Source organism: Ornithinibacillus californiensis (genome assembly GCF_001038485.1).
GTDB classification, from domain to species: domain Bacteria; phylum Bacillota; class Bacilli; order Bacillales; family Amphibacillaceae; genus Ornithinibacillus; species Ornithinibacillus californiensis.
In genome coordinates this window covers 124,166-147,601 of record NZ_LDUE01000055.1, presented here as the reverse complement: position 1 = coordinate 147,601, position 23,436 = coordinate 124,166, and the positions used below count along the sequence as shown (strand labels likewise).

General features: G+C 35.9%; 27 protein-coding genes. All 27 read left to right on the top strand.

Going from position 1 to position 23,436, the window contains the following annotated elements:
• The first annotated feature begins 9 nt into the window (after positions 1–9).
• Positions 10–1,350, top strand: coding sequence for a germination protein YpeB (ypeB, locus tag TE34_RS13430; protein ID WP_047985325.1), 1,341 nt, complete (start codon positions 10–12; stop codon positions 1,348–1,350).
• A gap of 93 nt (positions 1,351–1,443) precedes the next feature.
• Positions 1,444–2,106, top strand: a complete 663-nt coding sequence (locus TE34_RS13425) for a flagellar brake protein (protein WP_047985324.1) — start codon at positions 1,444–1,446, stop codon at positions 2,104–2,106.
• 31 nt (positions 2,107–2,137) lie between these two features.
• Positions 2,138–2,809, top strand: coding sequence for a (d)CMP kinase (gene cmk / locus TE34_RS13420; RefSeq protein WP_047985408.1), 672 nt, complete (start codon positions 2,138–2,140; stop codon positions 2,807–2,809).
• 154 nt (positions 2,810–2,963) lie between these two features.
• Positions 2,964–4,088 (top strand): 30S ribosomal protein S1, encoded by a 1,125-nt coding sequence (gene rpsA / locus TE34_RS13415; RefSeq protein ID WP_047985323.1) that lies wholly within the window; start codon positions 2,964–2,966, stop codon positions 4,086–4,088.
• 98 nt (positions 4,089–4,186) lie between these two features.
• Positions 4,187–4,774 carry a YphA family membrane protein gene (locus tag TE34_RS13410; protein WP_047985322.1) on the top strand — a complete coding sequence of 196 codons (588 nt, stop codon included), beginning with the start codon at positions 4,187–4,189 and terminating at the stop codon, positions 4,772–4,774.
• A 9-nt stretch (positions 4,775–4,783) separates the two neighbouring features.
• The gene (locus TE34_RS13405) at positions 4,784–5,674 is read left to right on the top strand and encodes a YIEGIA family protein (protein ID WP_047985321.1); all 891 of its coding nucleotides are present in this window, start codon (positions 4,784–4,786) and stop codon (positions 5,672–5,674) included.
• Positions 5,675–5,676: 2 nt separating this feature from the next.
• Positions 5,677–5,862 carry a capping complex subunit for YIEGIA gene (locus tag TE34_RS13400; protein ID WP_047985320.1) on the top strand — a complete coding sequence of 62 codons (186 nt, stop codon included), beginning with the start codon at positions 5,677–5,679 and terminating at the stop codon, positions 5,860–5,862.
• A 95-nt stretch (positions 5,863–5,957) separates the two neighbouring features.
• Entirely contained in the window at positions 5,958–7,268 is a 1,311-nt protein-coding gene (gene der, locus TE34_RS13395; protein ID WP_047985319.1) for a ribosome biogenesis GTPase Der, read from the top strand.
• A 13-nt stretch (positions 7,269–7,281) separates the two neighbouring features.
• Positions 7,282–8,319, top strand: coding sequence for an NAD(P)H-dependent glycerol-3-phosphate dehydrogenase (locus tag TE34_RS13390; RefSeq protein ID WP_047985318.1), 1,038 nt, complete (start codon positions 7,282–7,284; stop codon positions 8,317–8,319).
• A 62-nt stretch (positions 8,320–8,381) separates the two neighbouring features.
• A complete protein-coding gene (locus tag TE34_RS13385) occupies positions 8,382–8,642 on the top strand; it encodes a stage VI sporulation protein F (protein WP_047985317.1) in 261 nt (86 codons plus the stop codon).
• A gap of 259 nt (positions 8,643–8,901) precedes the next feature.
• Complete coding sequence (locus TE34_RS13380; protein ID WP_047985316.1) at positions 8,902–9,099, top strand: DUF2768 domain-containing protein; 198 nt, start codon at positions 8,902–8,904, stop codon at positions 9,097–9,099.
• 18 nt (positions 9,100–9,117) lie between these two features.
• Positions 9,118–9,837: a hypothetical protein gene (locus TE34_RS13375; protein ID WP_047985315.1), complete on the top strand. Its 720-nt coding sequence runs from the start codon at positions 9,118–9,120 to the stop codon at positions 9,835–9,837.
• A gap of 355 nt (positions 9,838–10,192) precedes the next feature.
• Positions 10,193–11,671: a stage IV sporulation protein A gene (spoIVA, locus tag TE34_RS13370; RefSeq protein ID WP_047985314.1), complete on the top strand. Its 1,479-nt coding sequence runs from the start codon at positions 10,193–10,195 to the stop codon at positions 11,669–11,671.
• A gap of 435 nt (positions 11,672–12,106) precedes the next feature.
• On the top strand, positions 12,107–12,379 hold the full coding sequence (locus TE34_RS13365; protein ID WP_036688170.1) for an HU family DNA-binding protein: 273 nt from the start codon (positions 12,107–12,109) through the stop codon (positions 12,377–12,379).
• A gap of 190 nt (positions 12,380–12,569) precedes the next feature.
• Positions 12,570–12,785, top strand: coding sequence for a trp RNA-binding attenuation protein MtrB (gene mtrB / locus TE34_RS13360; protein ID WP_047985313.1), 216 nt, complete (start codon positions 12,570–12,572; stop codon positions 12,783–12,785).
• Between the two features lie 110 nt (positions 12,786–12,895).
• The gene (locus TE34_RS13355) at positions 12,896–13,624 is read left to right on the top strand and encodes a heptaprenyl diphosphate synthase component 1 (RefSeq protein ID WP_084710716.1); all 729 of its coding nucleotides are present in this window, start codon (positions 12,896–12,898) and stop codon (positions 13,622–13,624) included.
• Positions 13,625–13,626: 2 nt separating this feature from the next.
• Positions 13,627–14,331, top strand: a complete 705-nt coding sequence (locus TE34_RS13350) for a demethylmenaquinone methyltransferase (protein WP_047985312.1) — start codon at positions 13,627–13,629, stop codon at positions 14,329–14,331.
• A gap of 30 nt (positions 14,332–14,361) precedes the next feature.
• Positions 14,362–15,333 (top strand): heptaprenyl diphosphate synthase component II, encoded by a 972-nt coding sequence (gene hepT / locus TE34_RS13345; RefSeq protein ID WP_047985311.1) that lies wholly within the window; start codon positions 14,362–14,364, stop codon positions 15,331–15,333.
• A gap of 83 nt (positions 15,334–15,416) precedes the next feature.
• Positions 15,417–15,863: a nucleoside-diphosphate kinase gene (gene ndk / locus TE34_RS13340; protein ID WP_047985310.1), complete on the top strand. Its 447-nt coding sequence runs from the start codon at positions 15,417–15,419 to the stop codon at positions 15,861–15,863.
• A gap of 81 nt (positions 15,864–15,944) precedes the next feature.
• Positions 15,945–16,727 (top strand): CheR family methyltransferase, encoded by a 783-nt coding sequence (locus tag TE34_RS13335; RefSeq protein ID WP_047985309.1) that lies wholly within the window; start codon positions 15,945–15,947, stop codon positions 16,725–16,727.
• Positions 16,728–16,809: 82 nt separating this feature from the next.
• On the top strand, positions 16,810–17,976 hold the full coding sequence (aroC, locus tag TE34_RS13330) for a chorismate synthase (protein WP_047985308.1): 1,167 nt from the start codon (positions 16,810–16,812) through the stop codon (positions 17,974–17,976).
• Positions 17,977–19,056 (top strand): 3-dehydroquinate synthase, encoded by a 1,080-nt coding sequence (gene aroB, locus TE34_RS13325; RefSeq protein ID WP_047985307.1) that lies wholly within the window; start codon positions 17,977–17,979, stop codon positions 19,054–19,056.
• Positions 19,057–20,346: a 3-phosphoshikimate 1-carboxyvinyltransferase gene (gene aroA / locus TE34_RS13320; RefSeq protein WP_047985306.1), complete on the top strand. Its 1,290-nt coding sequence runs from the start codon at positions 19,057–19,059 to the stop codon at positions 20,344–20,346. It begins immediately after the preceding gene.
• A gap of 36 nt (positions 20,347–20,382) precedes the next feature.
• Positions 20,383–21,630, top strand: a complete 1,248-nt coding sequence (locus tag TE34_RS13315) for a tetratricopeptide repeat protein (protein ID WP_236687156.1) — start codon at positions 20,383–20,385, stop codon at positions 21,628–21,630.
• A gap of 27 nt (positions 21,631–21,657) precedes the next feature.
• Positions 21,658–22,233, top strand: coding sequence for a ReoY family proteolytic degradation factor (locus TE34_RS13310; RefSeq protein ID WP_047985304.1), 576 nt, complete (start codon positions 21,658–21,660; stop codon positions 22,231–22,233).
• 88 nt (positions 22,234–22,321) lie between these two features.
• On the top strand, positions 22,322–22,780 hold the full coding sequence (locus TE34_RS13305) for a DUF2487 family protein (protein WP_047985303.1): 459 nt from the start codon (positions 22,322–22,324) through the stop codon (positions 22,778–22,780).
• Between the two features lie 139 nt (positions 22,781–22,919).
• Complete coding sequence (locus TE34_RS13300; protein WP_047985302.1) at positions 22,920–23,432, top strand: QcrA and Rieske domain-containing protein; 513 nt, start codon at positions 22,920–22,922, stop codon at positions 23,430–23,432.
• Positions 23,433–23,436: the final 4 nt, after the last annotated feature.

Sequence of the window (23,436 nt, the reverse complement as noted above, 5' to 3'; positions counted from 1 at the left end):
GTTTAAATTATGTTACGTTGGATAGCAATTATCGCACTAGCTGTAGGTGTTGCTGGGACGGCGGCTTGGGGTTATAAAGAGCATCAAGAAAAAAATGCTATTTTAATTCAAGCAGAAAATACGTATCAGCGAGCCTTTCATGAACTAACTTATAATATTGATTTGATGCATGACAAAATTGGAACTGCCATTGCGATGAACTCTAGAGAGCGATTATCTCCTGAAATGGCAGAAATTTGGCGATTAACATCTGAATCATTGGCTAATGTTGGTCAGTTACCTTTAACGTTGTTACCTTTTAACAAGACGGAAGAATTTTTATCCAATATAGGGGAATTTACGTATCGTACCGCCATTCGTGATTTAGATAAAGAACCATTGTCCGATAAAGAACTAGATACCCTAAAAAATCTATATAGCCAAGCTGGTGACATAAAGGACGAACTCCGTCAAGTGCAACATACTGCTATGGAAAATAATCTCAGATGGATGGATGTTCAATTAGCCCTTGCGACTGAAGATGAACAAGCAGATAACACCATTATTGATGGATTTAAAACAGTAGAAAAGAAAATTGAAGGTTATGCAGAAGGTAATGTCGACTCGGCAATCTCTGGTACCTCCTCTGAAAATCATAAGTATGAAAATATTCAAGGAGAAAAAATAAGCGAAGAACAAGCTTTGCAATACAGTAAAGATCTATTTAATATTAAAGAAGAAAGAGATTTAAGTATCACTGAAACAGGCGATGGAGCGGATATACCTTTATATAGCATTTCTTTCTCAGAAGAGAATAAAAGAGCATACCTTGACGTCACACAACAGGGTGGTTATCCATTGACACTACTGGTGGATAGACCTGTAGGAGAACAAAAGATCAGTTTAAATGAAGGTTTCGAAATTGCGAAACAGTATATCGAAAAACATGATTTTAAGGATATGGAAATGTTTAATAGTAGTCAATATGAAAATGTAGGAATTTACTCGTTTATTTATAATCAAGACGGTGTTCGTGTGTTTGCCGATGCTATTGAAGTAAAAGTTGCATTAGATAATGGCGATATCATAGGTCTAACGGCTAATAACTATTATTTAAACCATCATGAACGAGATATTCCAGAACCAGAACTTAGCTCAGAGGATGCAAGAGATTTCGTTAACCCTAACGTTGAAATACAAGAAGATTTCTTAGCCGTGATTACTAACGACCTTGGTGAGGAAGTTTTAGTCTACGAATTCTTAGGATTACTAGGTGATGACACCTATCGTATCTTTATTAATGCTATGGATGGTCATGAAGAAAAAGTAGAAAAATTAAATGGTAAAGAAATAAATTATGCTGGAATTTGATTTGGGAGAGGGTTTAGTCCTTTCCCTTTTTTAATTTTTTTGTGATAATAAAAGAAAGCATTATGTTTCTAAATGAGTATGTGGGGGAGTAACATGAAGATTGGCGTGTTTTTAACGATAGAAGCATATAGTCCTGAAAATAATTCTATAGAAAAGTATCGTTGTAAAATAGTTGATAAGAATAATAAATATATTTATGTTGATCATCCGGTTCACCTAAGAACAAAGAAAACTAGTGCAACGTTTCGAATAGGTACAAAATTGACTGCTGAATATTTGGGGAATGATCAGTCTGTTTACCGATTTAAAACGGAGATAAAAGATAAAATGAGAGGGACATTACTTACGTTTGCACTTGTGATACCTAAAGATGACCAGATTGAGCGTATTCAACGACGACAGTATGTACGAGTTGATACAGCAGTAGATGTAGCTGTACATAGTAAGGATAATCGTTTTACACCATTTACAACAGTGACTATGGATATTAGTGGTGGTGGACTGTCCATTATCATACCAAAAGGTCAAAGTGTAGAACAGGGAGAGAAGATTAACGTATTTCTAGTTCTTCAAATGCTTTCTGGTGAATATCATTATCTTGATTTATCAGGTGAAGTTGTACGGATGATTCGTAATGAATTTTCTGCAAATACTGCATCTGTAAAATTACCATCACTCAGTGAACAAGATAAGCAAATTATTATTCGCTACTGTTTTGAAAAACAACGAGAGGCAAGACAAAAAGAATTATTATAAGTACTATCAACGAGAGGATTGAATGAAACCTATGTTAACTAAAATTGCAGTTGCTATAGATGGACCAGCAGCAGCTGGTAAAAGTACTGTAGCTAAGATTGTGGCGAAGAAGCTTTCTTATATTTATATAGATACTGGTGCGATGTATCGTGCTATTACTTTAAAGGCATTAGAGAATAATGTAGATGTTAATGATGAACAGGCATTAGTATCGTTATTAGAATCCACTATTATCAAATTAGTACAAAGCGACGACGGACAACGTGTTTTATTAGATGAACGTGATGTTACTTTCGATATACGTACTACCGAAGTAACAAATAATGTATCCTATGTTGCACAGCATCCAAAAGTACGGGTAGATATGGTTTCTCGTCAGCAACAATTAGCTGATGAACGTGGAGTCGTGATGGATGGTCGAGATATTGGCACAAAGGTTATACCAGATGCTGAAGTTAAAATTTTCTTAATTGCTACTGTTGAAGAAAGGGCTAAACGAAGACATGTTGAGAACTTAAATAAGGGATTTTCTTCTGACATAGAACAGCTAAAAAAAGAAATAGAAAAAAGAGATTTAATTGATTCGGAACGTGAAGCATCCCCATTAGTAAAAGCAGAAGATGCAATAGAAATTGACACCACATCCTTATCTGTCGAAGAAGTAGCCGACCGCATATTAGAGGAAGTGTATAAATTTAGTTAAATTATGGAGGATATGTCAGTTATCTTCTGAATTCTATTAAAATTATATGTAATAATCACTTGACAAATAAAGGGAATTATTAGAAGTTATAAAAAGAAAGTTTTATAAGAACATAAGGTTATATATTGTCTTTTTTGGTTAAGGAGGAATTGGAATGAGTGAAGAAAATCTAAATTTACAAGTCGGGGATAAAGTTACAGGAACAGTTGTAAAAATCGAGGACAAACATGTTCTTGTTGATATTGGCTATAAAACGGAGGGGATTATTCCGATTAGTGAACTGTCCAATCTACATATTGAAACAGCAAGTGAAGTAGTAAAAGAAGGAGATACATTAACATTAACAATTAAGAAAGTTGATGATGATGAGGTAGTTCTTTCTAAGAAAGCTGTTGATCGAGAATTGGCATGGGGGGACCTAGAAGCTAAATATCAATCCGGTGAAGTGTTTGATGTACAAGTTAAGGAAGTAGTTAAAGGTGGACTCGTAGCTGATGTTGGAGTCCGAGGATTTATTCCAGCATCTTTAGTGGAAGCTCACTTTGTGGATGATTTCTCCAGCTATCAAGATCAAATCCTGTCGGTGAAAATAGTGGAGTTAGACATCGAACAAAATCGTGTTATACTATCCCATCGAGCAGTGGTAGAAGCGGAACAATCGAAGCAAAAGACTGAAATTCTCCAAACTCTCGAACCTGGTCAAATTATTGAAGGAACTGTACAACGGATTACGGATTTTGGTGTTTTTGTTGATTTAGGTGGTATTGATGGTTTAGTGCATATTTCTCAGTTATCACATGACCATGTAAGTAATGCATCTGAAATTGTTTCCGAAGGTGATAAGCTAAAAGTTGAAGTGCTTTCTGTTGACCGAGACAATGAGCGTATTGCACTATCAAGAAAGAAAATACTTCCAGGGCCATGGGCGAACATCGATGAGAAGATAAAGCCTGGACAGGTAGTTGAAGGTACGGTCAAACGTTTAGTCAATTTCGGTGCATTTGTTGAAGTTCTACCTAGTGTGGAAGGACTTGTTCATATCTCGCAAATTGCTAACCGTCATATTGGCACACCACAAGAAGTGTTAGAAGTTGGACAACAGGTTAAGGTTAAAGTATTAGATGTTAATGAGGCAGAGGAAAGAATGTCTCTGAGTATTCGAGAAGTAGAGGCAGAAGAAGAAGAAAAGGAATTTAAACAGTATCAAAAAGATGAAGATCAATCTAGTTTCCAATTTGGAGATCTGATTGGTGATAAATTAAATAAATTTAAGCAATAACCTAATCTATGATAAACTCCTTTCCATAATGGAAAGGAGTTTTTATTGTTTAAAAAGAGTTATTCAAAGAAATAATAAGGGTGGTGGGTGAACTTGTAATGGATGGATTATATTTTTATTGGTTTGGTTGGGCATTTTGGATTATCGTAACGTTTATTATGCCTAAGAATAACTATCGAACAGTGATAGCAATTTGGATACTTCTGACTATCTCAACTTCTAATATTTATCTAGGAATTGGCTTTTTTGACATATCTATTGCTTATTTGACAACTCTTATTGGAGGTTTTGCCCTTCTTTCCACACTAAAACAAAAAGGTCTACAAATCTTTTCAGCAATTACTATCATGATAGGGTATTCTAGTTTGCTTATATGGGAAGTGAATGCCCCTGTATGGATATTCATGCCCAGATTATTTATTATGCCTGTTGTTTGTGTATTGCTTGTATCTATTATCGCAAGCAAATTTGAGAACAGACTAGCTAACAGCATTATTGGCATTTGTGGTGGTGAATTACTTTACTGTTTACTACTTTCTAACTACTCGTTCACAAAAGCTATAGGTAATTTAATGTTTCTAGATACACTCTCGATCATTATTTTTTTAGTGGTAATTATTGAAGCAATACAAGTAGGTAAAAAAAGAACGTTAATATTCTTCCTTAAAAAATCAAACAGTAATTGAGGTGGCATCATGAATGAATACACAATGCCGATTGTTTTCGGTGTGGTTTTAGGAACGATAGCACGCATACTAATGCTCAGGACGGATTACAGACAGTACCCCACCTATCTACATGGAAAGATAATACATGTAGCATTAGGGTTTATCGCTGCCTCTCTCGGCGCAGTAGCAGTACCAGCTCTAATGGAGCTCAATTTCACGGCTGTAACCTTTTTAACTGTTGCAGCTACACAGTTTCGTGAAGTGAGAAATATGGAACGGAACACGTTGACTGAAATTGATAGTTACGAGCTTGTTTCCAGAGGTAAAGCGTATATTGAAGGGATTGCAATTTCCTTTGAAAGTAGAAATTATCTTGTAATATTGACTGCTTTTATTGGTACCTTATTTTATCTGATTTGGAATGTATATATGGCGTTTGTTGGTGCCATTATTTGCTTGGTAATTAGCAAAGTTCTTCAAAGTGGTAGTACAATTGGGGATATTGTAGATATAGAATATGTAGACCCTCACTTTGATGGGGCTGGATTATATGTTGATAACATTTACATTATGAATATTGGTTTACCCGAACGACAAGAAGAGATATTAAAATATGGAATGGGATTTGTATTAAAGCCGAAAAATATCAATGTCGTTAATACGATTGCACACTTAGGACAAAGACAAGCTATATTACATGATGCATCCGTCTCGCTAGGGGTGTTCAGAGATTCAGGTACACCAGCATTAGTGCCACTAATTAAAAGAGATTTAGATGATGGTAGAATTGGCGTTTTTATCTTACCTCAAATACGCGATAAAGAAAAAGCAAAAAAGATTATTGGTGCAGTACCCGTATTAGAAACTGCAATCCGAATGCCTTCGAGATCTGATGCTCAGAATAAGGAGATTAAATAAAGATGGTTATTGAAAAATCTGTACTAGCTATTATTACAACAAATAAAGAGAAGGTGAATGGGGGTGCTCCTATTTTTATTTGCCAGGATTTTGAAGAATTACAAAAGACAGCTGCTAATCTAGAGGCAATACTTGACGGAATTGCACATGCCTTAAGTGAAGAGGTTTTTATCATTGTAAAACATTAAAGATTGTTAAGATTACTTTCTTTTGCTAGAATAAATGAAGTTATGGAAACGTAAAATTTTCCTATTACATAAATAGAGAGAGGATGTTCCTTTCGATGAGGAAAGCAGTTGTAGCAATTGTCGGGAGACCGAATGTAGGTAAATCTACCATTTTTAATAGATTAGTTGGTGAAAGGATTTCGATTGTGGAGGATATTCCTGGGGTTACCAGGGATCGTATTTATTCGCAGGCGGAATGGCTAAATATTAACTTTAATTTAATTGACACTGGTGGTATTGAAATAGGAGATGAACCACTATTAAATCAGATGCGTCAACAAGCAGAAGTAGCTATTGATGAAGCAGACGTTATTATATTTATTGTTAATGCAAAAGAAGGGATAACTGCTGCAGACGAAGAAGTAGCCAAGTTATTATTTAAATCGAATAAACCAATTGTTCTTGCCGTAAATAAAGTGGATAACCCAGAAATGCGTGATGAGGTCTATGAATATTATTCTTTAGGTTTTGGGGAGCCTTTCCCTATTTCAGGAGCGCACGGGCTTGGATTAGGAGATCTTTTAGATGAAGTCGTAAAACATTTCCCGATATTTGATCAAGAAGAGGTAGATGAAGAAACCATTTACTTTAGCCTTATAGGTAGACCTAATGTGGGTAAATCTTCATTAGTGAATGCGTTACTGAATGAGGAACGGGTCATAGTAAGTGATATCGAAGGTACAACTAGGGATGCTATAGATACACATTTACATAAAGATGGACAAGACTATGTCATTATAGATACGGCAGGTATGCGAAAACGAGGTAAGGTTTACGAATCTACAGAGAAATATAGTGTGCTACGTGCCTTAAGGGCTATAGAGCGTTCAGATGTCGTCTTAGTTTTAATTGACGCAGATACGGGGATAAGGGAACAGGATAAAAAGATTGCTGGTTATGCACATGATGCAGGCAGAGGAATTGTTATTGTAGTCAATAAATGGGATACGGTTGAAACAGATGAAAAAACGATGAAAGAATATGAGGAAAAAATTAGAGCTCATTTTCAGTTTCTTGATTACGCTCCAGTTGTATTCTTATCAGCAAAAACAAAAAAACGAATCCACACGTTACTTCCAATGGTACAAGTAGCAAGCGATAATCATGCGAAACGGATTCCAACAAATGTCCTTAATGATGTAATTATGGATGCTATCGCGATGAACCCAACACCAACAGTGAAGGGACAGCGCTTGAAAGTATTATATGCAACCCAGGTTGCAGTTAAGCCACCTGCTTTCGTTGTTTTTGTTAATGATCCAGAATTAATGCACTTCTCTTATCAACGATTTTTAGAGAATAAAATTAGAGACGCATTTGGTTTTGTAGGTACACCAATAAAAATAATCGCTCGCAGAAGATCTTAGGGGAGGGATTCAGATGAAAAAAGTCGCTGTATTAGGTGCAGGAAGTTGGGGAACGGCTTTAAGTATTGTGTTGGCAGATAATAATCATGATGTTCGCTTGTGGACACATCGGAAGGAACAAGCTGATCAAATTAATTCAACACATAAAAATGAACATTACTTAGAGATTATGATACCAGAGAAAATTAAAGCCTTTCATGACTTGAAAGAGGCAACTAAGGATGTAGATGTAGTTTTAGTAGTTGTGCCAACTAAAGCGATTCGAGAAGTGTGTCGACAATTGGATACCATCCTAACGCATAATCCTATTATTGTCCATGCAACAAAAGGGATTGAACCAGGATCGCTAAAGCGAGTTTCACAGATGATTGATGAAGAAATGGGCCGAATAGACTACGAGGATATCGTAGTATTATCAGGACCAAGTCACGCAGAAGAAGTAGGACTGCGTCAGCCAACAACTGTTACGGTCGCATCCATTAATGAGGAAAATTCTAAAATTGCCCAGGATTTATTTTTTAACGAGGTTTTTCGAGTTTATACTAGTAACGACGTTATTGGAATAGAACTTGGCGGTGCCTTAAAAAACATAATTGCTCTCGGTGCTGGTATTTCAGATGGGCTAGGCTATGGAGATAATGCCAAGGCGGCACTTATAACAAGGGGACTAGCAGAAATAACTAGACTAGGTACGTATCTAGGTGCTAATCCATTAAGTTTCTTAGGGTTACCAGGTGTTGGGGATCTTATTGTTACTTGTACTAGTGTCCATAGTAGAAATTGGAGAGCGGGTAATTTGCTAGGTAAAGGAAAGAACCTGCAAGATGTATTAGAGCAAATGGGGATGGTTGTAGAAGGAGTAAGAACTGCTGAAGCAGCTTACCAATTTGCCAAAAATGAAAATATTGAAATGCCTATTACATATGGTATTTATGAAATAATTCATAATCACAAAAAGCCAAAAGAGGTTGTTGAGCAACTAATGAACCGAGATAAACGGGAAGAAATGGATGATCTAGCTACGCTGTTAAAGAACCGTTATACTCGCTAACACAAAGCCTTTTATCCCTGCATATACTATGTTGAAGTAATAGTAAGCAAGGAGGCGAGCGTGTGAGCAGCAAAGGTAATAATCCTTTTGACAAAATTCAGCAAAACGCTGGAATTAATCCTAGCGATATTTATAAGGTTGCTGATTCAGTTAAAAATGCAGATTTTTCGGATGAAAAAACCGTTCGAAGGCTCGTTCGGCAGTTAGCTAGAATGGCGAATAAACCTATATCGAGAGAGAAAGAAGACCAGATTGTAAAGTCTATTACGAACAATAAAGTTCCGACAGATTTTAACTCCCTGAGTCAATTATTTAAAAAATAACGAGACTTGGGCATGTGAGGATACAACCTCGAGTCTACTCGCATATGATAAAACGCACAAGCATTCATAGATAGAGTTGCTGTGGGTGTTATTTAGTCAAAACCAGGATGAAGAAGCCCCTCTTTATCCTGGATTTTTTGTGGTTTTGGGAGGTTTTCCAAACTTTCTTCGTTCCACGCAATATTAAATGCTCAAATTATCCCTATATGATATAATAACGTTTGCGTATAATTGGACAAACAGATATAGAGGTGAAGAAATGTCGGAATCAATGCTTAACATGTGGATTTCTTTTGCTGGTATGGGTTTCTTAATCCTAGCAGTTGGTCTGATTGTTTTAAGTAGACATAAGCTTAAAGGGTTTCTATCCATAGTCGTATCGTTTTTTGCGTATGTTAGCTTGTTTTTAGGTGGTATTATTATACTTTATATCGTATTTAGTGGACCAACAATATAAGCTAACGGAGGTTAACGTATGAAATATACATATAAACTACTTGCACTTATGCTTCTTTTATTTTTATTGAGCGGGTGCTTATACCCTAATAGTGAATTAGAAAAGAACCAAATACCGAACCAAGCACAGTTGGAAATGGTGCAATCTGCTGTTGATGATTACAGGGAGCGTACGAATGGTTTATTACCTATTCGTACAAAAGAAAATAAAACTCCTATATTTCAAAAATACATTATTGATTTCAATCTCCTAAAAGAGAAGGGAAGTATAGCTGAAGTTCCTGGTAATGCTTATGAAAATGGTGGCGTTTATCAATATGCAATCGTTAATCCAGAAACTGATCCGCAGGTGAAGTTAATTGACTTACGAATTACAGATGCATTGAGAAATATTAATGTAAAAATCAACATTTACCGTGATGAAAATCTTTATCCGCCAATCGGAGAAGTTGTTGAAGAAGGTGTGTTCACCATTGATTATGAGAAGTTAGGTTTAGAAGAAGTCCCAGTAATTTATAGCCCATATTCTGATACTGTATTACCAATCGTTATGGATACCAATGGGGAAACTTATGTTGATTATCGTATTGACTTAAACCATGCTTTGAAAGAATATGAGCATAACTATAAAGATGGCGATGATATTCGATTTTTATTAGCTGAAAATACCCCATTCTTACCAGCATATTCATTACCTTATACAATTAAGGATAATGAACCAGTATTCAAAACGGAATAAATTCTCATAAATAATCCCTTGCAGCATATATTTGTTGCAGGGGTTTTTTATTGGGTTAAAAGGAAAATACTATAAATTTCCTCACATGCTTGAGAAAAACACTGGTTTATTTTTTTAATATAAGGTGTGATGTTAGAAAATACCGAACTACGAAAATGATGTATCAACATGATGGAATAGTCATCTTGAAAAGGTAGAATTACAAATTCTTTTATGTTTGTAAGTAATCTTAATCATTTATTTTAATTCTTTTGCATATATTAAGTCATAATTTGATAGGACAACATCATAGAATTGTAATGTCAATTATTCGTAGTTTGTTCATTTAATATTGTAGTGATCGGGAGGGGATCGTTTGAAAAAGGTAGATATTTTTAAAGATATTTCGAAACGTACGAACGGCGATATATACCTAGGTATAGTTGGGGCTGTTCGAACAGGGAAATCAACTTTCATCAAGAAGTTTATGGAGTTAGTGGTACTCCCAAACATAGAAGATGAAAGTGAAAAGGTTAGAGCACAAGATGAACTACCGCAAAGTGCCGCTGGAAAAACCATCATGACAACAGAACCTAAGTTTATTCCGAATCAGGCAGTAAACGTAACAGTGGAAGAAGGTTTAGATGTAAATATTAGACTAGTAGACTGTGTAGGGTATGCGGTAGAGGGCGCAAAAGGATTTGAAGATGAAAATGGACCAAGAATGATTAACACCCCTTGGTATGAGGAACCAATTCCTTTCCATGATGCGGCAGAAATTGGTACAAGAAAAGTAATACAAGAACATTCTACAATTGGTGTTGTTGTCACCACTGATGGATCCATTGGTGATATTGAAAGAAGCGGTTATGTTGAAGCTGAATCGAAGGTAGTAGAAGAATTAAAAGAAGTAGGAAAGCCATTTATTATGGTTGTAAACTCAGTTTATCCAACTAGTAGTGAAACTGAGATGCTAAGACAAGAATTAGCCGAAAAATATGACATTCCAGTTTTAGCAATGAGTGTAGAGTCTATGACAGAACATGATGTTTACAATGTATTACGAGAAGCGCTGTATGAATTTCCAGTATTGGAGGTTAATGTTAACCTACCAAGCTGGGTAATGGTTCTGAAGGAAGACCATTGGTTGAGAGAGAGCTATCAAGAAGCAATTCAATCAACGGTGAAAAATATTAAAAGACTGCGCGATGTGGACCATATCGTAGGGAATTTTGCAGACTATGATTACATTGACAAAGCAAACTTAGCAGGAATGGAAATGGGAGAAGGCATAGCAGAGATTGATTTGCATGCTCCTGACTACCTGTATGATCAAGTACTTAAAGAAATCGTTGGTGTTGAAATTAGAGGTAAAGACCATTTGCTAGAATTAATGCAAGACTTTTCTTACGCAAAGAGACAATATGACCAAGTAGCAAGCGCTTTACAAATGGTTAAGCAAACTGGCTATGGTATTGCTGCACCAACATTAGAGGATATGGAGCTTGATGAGCCAGAAATCATACGCCAAGGTTCTAGATTCGGAGTGAGATTAAAAGCGGTTGCTCCTTCTATCCATATGATTAAAGTAGAAGTAGAGTCCGAATTTGCCCCGATTATTGGCACGGAAAAACAAAGTGAAGAATTAGTGAGATACTTAATGCAAGACTTCGAGGAAGACCCTTTATCAATTTGGGAATCCGACATATTCGGTAGATCTCTGAGCTCTATTGTAAGAGAAGGTATCCAAGCAAAGATTTCCCTAATGCCAGAAAATGCACGATATAAACTAAAAGAAACGCTGGAGAGAATCATTAATGAAGGCTCTGGTGGTTTGATTGCAATAATTCTTTAAATAAACAGCAGCTGACAGCTGCTGTTTATTTTTATTTTGCCGCTAATAAAAATACAAAAATCTTCCCTGCTTACATAAGGAATTGAAATATATTTACTAGAACGAGAGTAATAACAGGTTTTATTAATAATATTTTGAAATAGGAAGGAAAAACCAAAGTTATATCGAATATAGTTAGTAGACAAGGAATCAAAGAAATGTTTATTTTTACCAATATATGTTAATTTTATGATGGCATTCCGTGAAATATATAATAAAATATGAAAAAATAGTAATTTTTTGTTGAAATTTCAAGGAATCTCGTATAATATTAGCCTTGTCACTATTGATTATAGGGGCATTCAAGTATAAAAGTTGGTAAATTGGTTAACAAATGATGAGAGAGAATAATTTGTACCAATGTGACCCGAAATTATTTGGGAGGAGGTGAATGTCATGAATAAAACAGATTTAGTAAATGCTGTTGCTGAAAAGAGCGAACTTTCTAAAAAAGATGCTACAAAAGCTGTTGATGCAGTTTTCGAAGCTGTCATGGATTCACTTAAAAATGGTGAAAAAGTACAATTAATCGGTTTCGGTAACTTCGAAGTACGTGAGCGTTCTGCACGTAAAGGTCGTAACCCACAAACTGGAGAAGAAATCGAAATCCCTGCAAGCAAAGTTCCTGCTTTCAAACCAGGTAAAGCCCTTAAAGACAGCGTAAAGTAATACGTACATAGGGTTTAAAGGGTGCGTTCATTCGCACCCTTTTTTCTTTGCAGATGGGGAAGCAAAAATCCTTCTCTCCTGCATATGAAAGCTAACACTAGGGCTAAACAACGAGCTAATACAAGTTTTTCTAAACATATAACTTCAAAATGCGATTATACTAGTAGTAATATACTAAGGGGTGAAAAGTATGAATAACAATACAGATTTTTTCGTTATTAAAGCACTGGAGGATGGTGTTAATGTTATCGGTTTAACTCGAGGATCAGATACGAAGTTTTTCCATTCGGAAAAATTGGACAAAGATGAGATTATGATTGCTCAATTCACAGAACATACTTCAGCTGTGAAAGTAAGAGGAAAAGCCCTTATCCAAACTAGCCATGGAGAAATGAATAATAGCTGAGGGGAAAATTAACAAGTTATATACATACATATTACAACTTTTGAACTACCTGCTACTAATAAATGTGTTATAATAACTAAGGCAACAAAAAGGCTTGAAGGGCTAGGGTGATGAACTTGCACACAATGGAGAGGGAATTAAGACAACTTAAAGAATTGATTGAAGAGAAAGTACAGCATACTTTCCTCTTACAGCATCTAGAACCCCCTAAAGTTGACGAGTATAAGCTATATTTTCTTAATTATATTTTAAATCAAACGAAAATAGCCCCCAAAGTCAGAGAGCAATTAATTATTACAACGATGCTTGTACAGATTGCTCTTGATATACATGAGCAAATTCCAGACAATAAAGGGGAAACAAGACCTTCTATCAGTGTTGATAGTCAATTATCCGTTTTAGCTGGTGATTATTACAGTGGGCTTTATTACCATTTATTAGCGGAGATAGAAGAACGTGAATATATTGCATTGTTAGCTGCTGCAATTAAAGAAACTAATGAACTTAAGATGGTGCTTTATTATATAGATGAGTATTCCTATGACAACGTCTTTGAAGTTAAAAAACAAATTAACTCCATGCTAATTAAGTATGTAGCAGAACATCTTAATGTAAGTCAGGAGCTCTCAGTAATAGAAGAGCTGTTGATGATTAACTATTTGATCCAATCGAATGAGACTTTCTTTGATATAGATAAACAAACCATTTTAAAAAGACTGGTAACTAAAACAAAAGGTATGATAGATGAGCTTCCAAGTGAAGTGGAGAACTTCAAGCAAGAATCAGTCCAATTACTTCACGCTATCGCTTATCAACATACCGCTTCGGAGATGGGTTAATAATGCAAGAAAAATCAAAAGAAGAACGCGTACACCATGTGTTTGAAAAAATATATGATAAATATGATACAATGAACTCCATTATTTCATTTCAGAGGCACAAGGCTTGGCGAAAAGATGTCATGAAGCAAATGAAGGTGCCAGATGGAGCATCTGCTTTAGATGTTTGCTGCGGTACAGGAGATTGGTCTATTTCATTAGCTGAAGCTGTGGGTTCAACTGGAAACGTGGTGGGGCTCGATTTTAGTAAAAACATGCTCTCAGTTGCTCACGAAAAAAATAAGGAACTCCAATATGAACAATTAGATTTTGTTCATGGTAATGCAATGGATTTACCTTTTGAAGATAATTCGTTCGATTTTGTAACCATTGGATTCGGTCTTAGGAATGTTCCGGATTATATGACTGTTTTGAAAGAAATGTATCGGGTTGTAAAGCCTGGTGGAATAGTAGTTTGCTTAGAGACTTCGCAACCTACAACAATCGGATTCAAACAATTATATTTCTTTTATTTCCGTTATATCATGCCGTTGTTCGGAAGAGTTTTCGCAAAAAGCTATCAAGAATATGCATGGCTTAACGAATCTACTAGGAATTTTCCAAATAAACAACTATTAAAGAAAATGTTTTTAGATGCAGGATTTTCTACTGTTCACGTTAAAAGTTATACTGGTGGGGTTGCTGCTATGCATATGGGTATAAAATAAATAGTTTTCTACAAACAAAAGGTGAATTACATGAGATTACCAAAAACATATAACTACCTAAAGAAGGACCTTGATATAATTGAATCATCTTTAATGGAAGCAATTCAGGCGAATCATCCTGTTTTACGAGAGGCATCTACTCAATTGCTTAAGGCAGGAGGCAAGCGTATTCGACCTGTCTTTGTTTTGTTATCAAGTCAATTTGGTAAAGTAGATATTACTCAAGTGAAAAATGTTGCAGTTTCATTGGAGCTCATTCATATGGCAACTTTGGTTCACGATGATGTTATTGATGATGCAGAGTTAAGGCGTGGAATGCCTACGATAAAGAAGCAGTATGGTAATCGAGTTGCTATGTATACAGGAGACTATATTTTAGCTCGAGCTCTAGAAACGATTACCGAAATTGAGAACAAGGAAATACATAAAACCCTAGCTGAGACACTAGTTGAGGTTAGTCTGGGTGAAATCGAGCAAATTAAAGATAAATTCAATTGGGACCAGAATATTCGAACCTACTTTAGAAGAATAAGAAGAAAGACTGCTTTGCTTATTGCTTCTAGTTGTAAGTTAGGTGCGATGACCTCAGGTATAGCCCCCAAAGATATAAATAAACTATATAAGTATGGATATTACATCGGAATGAGTTATCAAATCATTGATGATATTCTCGATTTTACCTCTTCTTCGGAGGAATTAGGTAAACCGGCGGGAAACGATTTATATCAAGGGAATATAACGTTACCAGTTCTCTTTGCAATGCGTGACGAAGGCTTTAACCGTCTATTACGAAATACATTTGATAATTCAGCAGATGTAACAAAGGAACAGATGGATGAGATAATTTGTGCATTGCACGATACGAATGCAATTCAACAATCTTATGCCATTAGTGATCGCTACTTAAAAAAGGCTTTTGATGCACTGGAGTCATTGCCACATAATAAAGCTAGAATTACTCTAGAACAGATTGCCAAATTTATTGGAAAAAGAAAGCAATAGTTCAAGTTGTTATTTTAATTAATCTTTGATAGAATTTAAAAGGTTACATATCCTATTAGACATACTTAAAAGAGGTGTAAAACATGGAAAAAACATTTTTAATGGTTAAACCAGATGGAGTACAAAGAAATTTAGTAGGTGAAATAGTTAATCGTCTTGAGAGAAAAGGCTTTAAATTAGTTGGAGCTAAATTAATGCAAATCTCAGATGAATTAGCAAGTGAGCACTATGGCGAGCATAAAGAAAGACCTTTCTTTGGCGAACTAGTAGAATTCATCACTTCTGGACCGGTTTTTGCAATGGTTTGGGAAGGTGAAAATGTAATTAAAACTGCTCGTGAAATGATGGGTAAAACGAATCCTGCTGAAGCTGCACCAGGAACTGTAAGAGGTGACTATGGTGTAACTGTAGGAAAGAACGTTATCCATGGTTCTGATTCGCCAGAAAGTGCTGAAAGAGAAATCAACCTATTCTTTGACCAAAAAGAATTAGTTTCTTATTCTAAACAAGATAGTGCTTGGATTTATTAAGATGTAAAAATTGCCTCCGTTATTATAATGGAGGCTTTTTAATAAATTGAATTGTGATCCTATCCAAAAGAGGCGCAGACTATGTTAGATGATTATCAATTATTTACTGAAAAAGTTTATTCGTATTTCGGAATTGATTTGCAAAAATATAAAGAAGCACAGATGAAGCGTAGATTAACCTCGTTACGTGTAAAGAGAGGTTACCACGATTTTACTTCCTACTTTCAAGCAATTAATAAAGAAGTAGATTTACGTAATGAATTCATTGATAGAATCACGATTAATGTTTCTGAGTTTTATAGAAACCCGAAGCGTTGGGAAGTTTTAAAGAGTAGCGTACTACCCCAATTAATCTCAGACCAACATCAATTGACTATTTGGAGTGCAGCTTGCTCAACTGGTGAGGAGCCGTATAGTATTGCAATTCTACTTAAGGAATACTTTCCAAATGTAAATGCCAAGATTATTGCAACTGATATTGATGAGAAGGTACTGGAAAAAGCTTCTCAAGGAATCTATCAGGAGCAGGCTTTAAAAGAGTTGCCCACCAACTTAAAAGAGAAATATTTCAGTATTATTGGCGATCGGTACGAAGTAGATGCATCTATAAAACGTAAGATTAGCTTTCAAAAGCATAATTTACTAGAAGATGATTATCCGAAAAAAGTAGACTTAATCATTTGTAGAAATGTACTTATTTATTTTACTGATAAAGCAAAAGATATAATCTATCATCGTTTCTCAGAGGCACTTACTAATCAAGGAGTATTATTTGTGGGTAGTACCGAACAAATTTTTAGTCCTAATAAATATGATTTACAATTACTAGATACCTTCTTTTATCAAAAGGTACCACAACAATAAATGCTCATATCCATCGATATGGAGCATTTTTTTCTATTAGTTTATACTAGGGAAAAGGAATATGTTTTTAAGGAGGATTAACATGCGCTATTTAACAGCAGGTGAATCACATGGAAAACAACTTACAACGATTATTGAGGGAATTCCTGCTCAGATGCCCATATTAAAGGAAGATATAAATGAGTCTTTACTTCGAAGACAAAAAGGTTACGGTCGCGGGAAAAGAATGCAAATAGAGAATGATTTAGTAAATATTACTAGTGGGATTCGTCATGGCTATACGTTAGGTTCCCCTATTTCGCTAGTTATCAGTAATGATGATTATAAACATTGGACTGACATTATTGGGGAGGACCCTATAAATGAAGACACTGCATTAAGAAGAGTTGTTACCAGACCTAGACCTGGACATGCAGATCTAAACGGAGCTTTAAAATATGGTCACCGTGACATGCGCAATGTTCTAGAACGGTCATCTGCACGCGAAACTGCAGCAAGGGTCGCGGCTGGTTCCGTTGCTAAAACATTGCTACGTCATTTAGGGATTGAGATATGTGGGTATGTAAAAGAGATAGGTGGTATTCGAGCAGAAGATAGGAACTCTTTAACGATGAAGGAGAGACAAGAAGTCTCAGAAAAATCTCCTGTTAGAACATTAGATAGTAATGCAGAACAACAGATGATGGATGTCATTGATACAGCGAAAAAAAATGGAGATTCACTTGGTGGCATAACAGAGGTTTATGTGGAAGGAATGCCGGCTGGTATAGGTTCTTATGTTCATTACGACCGAAAATTAGACGGACGTATAGCAAATGCTGTAGTCAGTATTAACGCATATAAGGGTGTAGAATTCGGTGTTGGCTTTGAGGCAGCAAGGAGATACGGAAGTCAAGTACATGATGAGATTAATTGGAGTCAAGAAACGGGATATTTTCGAAATACTAATCGTTTAGGTGGATTTGAAGGTGGGATGACAACTGGGATGCCAATTGTTGTTCGCGGTGTTATGAAGCCAATACCGACTCTAATGAAACCACTTCAAAGTGTAGATATAGAGTCGAAAGAATTTTTTAAGGCAAGCGTTGAGCGGTCAGATGCTTGTGCAGTACCAGCTGCGGCTGTGGTTATGGAGCATGTTGTTGCATTTGAACTAGCCAAAGCCATACTCGAACAATTTCCTAATGATCGCTTTTCGAGCCTGAAGGAAGCTATTACACAATACCGAGAAGAAATTAGGAATTTCTAAATGAAAACACTTCATATAGAATCTAAAATTCAACCGTATAACATCTTAATTGGTTATCAACTACGTCAAGCTGTAGGTACTTACTTGCCCAAAAAATATTCTTCTATTTTACTAATTACCGACTCGAACGTAGCAGAATTATATGCGAAAGAAGTTATGCTTGCACTCACTTCTTACAATGTGCACTTAGAAATTATTGCTGCTGGAGAACAAAGTAAAAATATCGATACATTTTATCATCTTCAATCGAAAGCAATTGATTATGGGCTTGATCGACAATCTTTAATTATCGCTTTAGGTGGAGGAGTTGTCGGTGATTTGGCGGGGTTTGTCGCGGCCACGTATATGCGAGGGATTGATTACATACAAATGCCAACTACTATTTTAGCTCACGATAGTAGTATTGGCGGTAAAGTAGCTATTAATCATGAAAGAGGAAAGAATCTAATAGGATGTTTCTATCCACCGGTTCTTGTTCTATATGATACTGAAACCTTACAAACACTACCTCAGCAGGAGATTAGATCAGGCTACGCAGAACTATTAAAAGAGGCACTGCTAACTAGTGAAGTATCAACACGTAGGCATCTTTCCGTTTCGTTAGATCGTATACTAGATGAGGATATGCCAGCACTTTTGGAAGAAGGAATCAGAACTAAGGCAGAGATTGTAGAACAAGATGAAAAGGAGTTAGGTAAGCGCAAGTTTTTGAATCTAGGTCATACATTAGGGCATGCATTAGAGACAAAGCTAGGTTACGGAAATCTAACCCATGGTGAAGCAGTAGCCATAGGGCTTTTATTCTCTCTATATGTTAGTGAGAAGGAGTTACAAGTTAAATTACCTAGAGAACTAATCATGGAGTGGCTAATACAGAATAATTATCCTTTAAAAATTTCCATAGAAATGATTGATGATTTAATAGATATAATGAAACATGATAAGAAGTCAGTGTATAACCAAATTCAAATGATATTACTAAAAGAAATTGGAAAACCGGTAATCGCTACTTTAAAAGAAGATAAATTGAGAAATTACTTATCTTCTTTTATAACGACAGAATTGAAAGAAGTGTTATAGATGGAAGTTTTAGATATACATAAATCTATTCGAATTGATGGGGATATCCAAGTTCCTGGTGATAAATCAATATCCCATCGAGCAGTAATACTAGGTTCTATTGCAAATGGCATAACAAGGATAGAAAACTTTTTAGATGGTGAAGACTGCATGCGCACAGTCGAGGCATTTCGATTGCTAGGCGTCTCCATTACGAAAGAAAATAACTGTTTAGAGATACATGGTAATGGAAAAAATGCGTTACAAGAACCGTCAGAGCCAATCTACTTTGGGAATTCAGGAACTACAGCTAGATTAATGCTAGGCTTACTTGCAGGACTATCATTTTCCACAGTTGTTTATGGGGATAAATCTCTTTCTAGCCGTCCAATGGATCGAGTGTTGAAGCCACTAAAGGCTATGGGGGTACAATCGATAGGAAGAAAAGAAGCAGGCTATCTTCCATTAGCATTACGGGGGGGAGACTTACATGGGATTACTTATGAAATGCCAGTAAATAGCGCTCAAGTCAAATCAGCATTATTATTAGCGGGGCTTGGGGCTACGGGAGTCACGAAAGTTATCGAAAGGTATCGTACGAGGAATCATACAGAAAACATGTTAAAAGCTTTTGGAGCTAATATAAGCGTTAACGGTAAAGAGATAGAAATTGATTCAAGCAGAAGCCTATCTGCTACAGATGTTTTTGTTCCAGGTGACATTTCGTCTGCTGCATTTCTTCTCTCTGCTGCTGCAATTATACCCGAAAGCTCTTTAATGATAAGAAATGTAGGTATAAATGACACTCGTGCTGGATTTTTAGATGTACTAATACAAATGGGGTCTAAAATCGAAGTTACTAACAAGAAAACTATTAGCGGTGAACCAATAGGTGATATTAAAATTACAAATGCACCTCTATCAGGAATTATAATCGAAGGGGATTTAGTGCCTAGATTAATTGATGAAATTCCGATTATTGCTTTATTAGCTACACAAGCTGAGGGAAAAACTATTATTCGAGATGCTGAAGAATTACGGGTGAAGGAAACAGATCGAATTCAAGCTATTGTAGACGTACTTTCAAGACTTGGTGCTAACATTGAAGCTACTGATGATGGTATGATTATAGAAGGGAAGACATCTTTAAATGGTGGAGAGGTCAGATCTTATGACGATCATAGAATCGCAATGATGGTCGTAGTTGCTTCACTAATTTCAGAAGACCATGTGATCATAGATGACTTATCATCTATCAGCATTTCTTATCCCGGTTTTATGAACGACCTACAGACCTTAGTAGGAAAATAAAGATTTAAACCTTGATAGATGGAAGGGATTAAAGACGTGAATATTCTCGAAGAAGCAAATAAATTAATGGAAATGGACCAAGTGGACATGGCCACCAAAATAATTAACGGTCATTTGCTTGAAGCAACTGATGATGAATTATATTGGATTGCCGAGTTTTACATGAATTGGGGCTTTTTAGTTGAGGCAGAAGATATTCTAACGCAATTATTAAAAAAGTATCCAAATGAAAGTGACCTCAAACTATATTTAACAGATATTTATATAGAACAAGAAATGGACGAAAAAGCAATCGATTTACTTAACTCTATTCCTATAGAGGATGATTCTTATATCCAAGCTTTAGTAGCACTTGCCGATCTTTATCAAGCCCAAGGGTTGTTTGAAGTTGCGGAACAGAAGCTCCTACAAGCAAAAAATCGAAGTCCATCTGAACCAATTATTGATTTAGCATTAGGAGAACTATATTATTCGTTTGGTGATTTTAAGCGTGCAATTACTTTCTATGAAAAAGCCTCCAAGGCGCAAGTACCGAATATCCCGTTGCATGAACGATTGGCTGAATCCTATGCAAATGTAGGAGAATACGAGCTCGCCCTAACGTATTATGAAAAAACAAATAGTGATAATCCAGATTTGTTATTTAAATATGGTGTAACTGCATACCAAGCTGATAGAAGAGACATTGCAATTCATGTGTGGGAGAAGCTAATCGAAGAGGACCCTTATTACCATACTGCTTATATCCAATTGGCCAAAGCTTATGAGGATGAAGAGCTGATAAGAGAAGCGTACGAAACGACTTTACGAGGGCTAAAGTTAGATGAATTCAATAAAGAATTGTACTTCATGGCAGGTAGTTTGGCACACAAATGCAATTTGGATGACGAGAGTGAAAAGCACGTTCGTGAAGCAGTCAGCCTAGATACCGACTATAAAGAGGCAGTGTTATTTCTAATTGAATTATTAAAAGGAATGGATAAACAAGCAGATATTATCGAACTAATCCAACACATCCAAGAATCAGGTGGGGACGATCCCCTTTATGATTGGGAAATAGCACGAGCTTTTAATGAAATTGAATCATATAATGATGCATTAAATTACTACCGGGAAGCATATAATAGCTTACAACATGACAGTGACTTCCTAAGAGAATACGGATACTTCTTAATGGAAGAAGGGAGGACTGGGGAAGCAATTAACGTATTTACTGCATATTTAGAAAAAGAACCGCAGGATGATGAGATTGTCGAATACGTTAATCGTTTAAAGCAAATGTAAGGTAATAGGGAGGAGGTTGCCAACTCTATGCAAGCACCAGTTTCTGTGAAAGATAAAAAGAAATTTTTACAATGGTTTCTTAATAATTATCAGTTGAAAAAAAGAGAAAGTGTGTGGATTTTAAATTATTTAATTAATCATCATGAAATTTTAGAAAATGTTCATTTTGTTCATGATGCTAAATTTTGTTTAAGAAGCGTTATTATTACTAGCCAGTGTTCAAAAGAAGTTCCATTCCGTTTTTATAAAAATCATTTAGTTACAACAGATGCAGAAAAAGCATTTCATGATATCCGCTTAAACCAACATGAATCACTTTATATTCAACTAAATTTTAATAAGTCAAACCAAAATCATAAGTATGCTGCGGTATTAGAGGAAAACCCTTTTGTTCCCGATGAATATTTAATAACCCAACAAGATAAAGAAAATGCTTCGATATTACTTGAACATTCACTATTTGAATTTCAGCGAAAACGTATATTAGAGAAAATTGATCAATCCCTTGATGATCAGGATCGGGAAGAGTTTAACACCTTGGTGAGAGAGCTTAGGATCCTAGAAGCAAAGATGCTTAGTCAACCTAGCTTGCAAGAGCAATAGGTTGATTTTTTTTGTTTTCGCAAGTATATTTACTAGGGAATCATAATTTGGACATTTTGGTAAATACTAGTGAGAGGTGGCTACATTCATGCAATGGACAAAAAAGGATATGGAGTTATATCTTGGGTCTAAGGAATACTTTGACACCGCAATTATCCCAATCATCCCATTTCAACTATCACAAGAAGCAAATATTGGAAAAAGTACCTCTAAACGTGAAGTATTATCTGTTTTTGTAACGGAAATAGAAAGAGAACTTTCCGGTAGGTTATTGCTCATTCCTAATTACTATTATTTAGAATTTGGTGATAAAGATGAGGAAGCGAAGCGGTTGAATAACTGGACCGAGGAAATTTCAAAACAGCCCTTTAAGCATGTTTTTATCCTAACGTTTGATGCAGGCTGGAAACGCCATGAGAAAGACTTGGATGCTAACCTATTATGGTTGCCAGGCTTTCAGACGGATCAGTTAAACTCAACAGAAATTTTGCAAATGATAAGAGGGCAAGTTGCTGATGTAGTTGAGTTGATTCGGAGTTATTGGTAAATCTTCAAGAATTTATGAAATCTTTCGTAACAAAGAAGGATATTTATTGACCGAGCAGTTAGTTTGCGCTATCATGATAATGTCCTAGTAATCTGATTAAAATTATTGTCCGTGATTATTGTGAAGAGGGGGGAAAATCATGAGCGAAGAAAAGCAACAAGTGTCCCGTCGTCAATTTCTAAACTATACACTAACTGGTGTTGGTGGATTTATGGCTGCTGGTTTGCTTGCACCTATGCTCAGAATGGCGATTGATCCAGTTTTACAGCCACCATCTGAAGGTGAATTTGTAAACGTAGGACTTGCCGTTGAAGATATCACAACAACACCTCAACGTGTCGATTGGAAAATTAAACAAGTAGATGGCTGGTATGAGTCTGAGCCAGGTAGAACTGCCTGGGTATATAAGGATGATAACGGTGACATTATAGCACTTTCCCCAATTTGTACACACTTAGGTTGTGTAGTATCTTGGGAGGGTAGTGAAGATCACCCAAATCAGTTCTTTTGCCCATGCCATGACGGTCGCTATACCAAGGATGGTGTAAACGTTAAAGGAACACCACCATTAGCGCCACTACCAACATTTGAGCAAAAAGTAGAAAATGGAATGCTATACTTAGGTAAAGCGATACCAAGAAAGGGGGCGTAATTAT

Bases quoted from the DNA above. Each gene is read 5' to 3' on its own strand.
- ypeB (WP_047985325.1), top strand. From the start codon at position 10: ATGTTACGTTGGATAGCAATTATCGCACTAGCTGTAGGTGTTGCTGGG.
- TE34_RS13350 (WP_047985312.1), top strand. From the start codon at position 13,627: ATGCAAGAAAAATCAAAAGAAGAACGCGTACACCATGTGTTTGAAAAA.
- TE34_RS13365 (WP_036688170.1), top strand. From the start codon at position 12,107: ATGAATAAAACAGATTTAGTAAATGCTGTTGCTGAAAAGAGCGAACTT.
- TE34_RS13390 (WP_047985318.1), top strand. From the start codon at position 7,282: ATGAAAAAAGTCGCTGTATTAGGTGCAGGAAGTTGGGGAACGGCTTTA.
- aroC (WP_047985308.1), top strand. From the start codon at position 16,810: ATGCGCTATTTAACAGCAGGTGAATCACATGGAAAACAACTTACAACG.
- TE34_RS13425 (WP_047985324.1), top strand. From the start codon at position 1,444: ATGAAGATTGGCGTGTTTTTAACGATAGAAGCATATAGTCCTGAAAAT.
- aroA (WP_047985306.1), top strand. From the start codon at position 19,057: ATGGAAGTTTTAGATATACATAAATCTATTCGAATTGATGGGGATATC.
- der (WP_047985319.1), top strand. From the start codon at position 5,958: ATGAGGAAAGCAGTTGTAGCAATTGTCGGGAGACCGAATGTAGGTAAA.
- aroB (WP_047985307.1), top strand. From the start codon at position 17,977: ATGAAAACACTTCATATAGAATCTAAAATTCAACCGTATAACATCTTA.
- TE34_RS13310 (WP_047985304.1), top strand. From the start codon at position 21,658: ATGCAAGCACCAGTTTCTGTGAAAGATAAAAAGAAATTTTTACAATGG.
- TE34_RS13355 (WP_084710716.1), top strand. From the start codon at position 12,896: ATGAACTTGCACACAATGGAGAGGGAATTAAGACAACTTAAAGAATTG.
- cmk (WP_047985408.1), top strand. From the start codon at position 2,138: ATGTTAACTAAAATTGCAGTTGCTATAGATGGACCAGCAGCAGCTGGT.
- TE34_RS13375 (WP_047985315.1), top strand. From the start codon at position 9,118: ATGAAATATACATATAAACTACTTGCACTTATGCTTCTTTTATTTTTA.
- TE34_RS13400 (WP_047985320.1), top strand. From the start codon at position 5,677: ATGGTTATTGAAAAATCTGTACTAGCTATTATTACAACAAATAAAGAG.
- TE34_RS13300 (WP_047985302.1), top strand. From the start codon at position 22,920: ATGAGCGAAGAAAAGCAACAAGTGTCCCGTCGTCAATTTCTAAACTAT.
- mtrB (WP_047985313.1), top strand. From the start codon at position 12,570: ATGAATAACAATACAGATTTTTTCGTTATTAAAGCACTGGAGGATGGT.
- TE34_RS13410 (WP_047985322.1), top strand. From the start codon at position 4,187: ATGGATGGATTATATTTTTATTGGTTTGGTTGGGCATTTTGGATTATC.
- TE34_RS13335 (WP_047985309.1), top strand. From the start codon at position 15,945: ATGTTAGATGATTATCAATTATTTACTGAAAAAGTTTATTCGTATTTC.
- TE34_RS13380 (WP_047985316.1), top strand. From the start codon at position 8,902: ATGTCGGAATCAATGCTTAACATGTGGATTTCTTTTGCTGGTATGGGT.
- TE34_RS13405 (WP_047985321.1), top strand. From the start codon at position 4,784: ATGAATGAATACACAATGCCGATTGTTTTCGGTGTGGTTTTAGGAACG.
- rpsA (WP_047985323.1), top strand. From the start codon at position 2,964: ATGAGTGAAGAAAATCTAAATTTACAAGTCGGGGATAAAGTTACAGGA.
- TE34_RS13305 (WP_047985303.1), top strand. From the start codon at position 22,322: ATGCAATGGACAAAAAAGGATATGGAGTTATATCTTGGGTCTAAGGAA.
- ndk (WP_047985310.1), top strand. From the start codon at position 15,417: ATGGAAAAAACATTTTTAATGGTTAAACCAGATGGAGTACAAAGAAAT.
- hepT (WP_047985311.1), top strand. From the start codon at position 14,362: ATGAGATTACCAAAAACATATAACTACCTAAAGAAGGACCTTGATATA.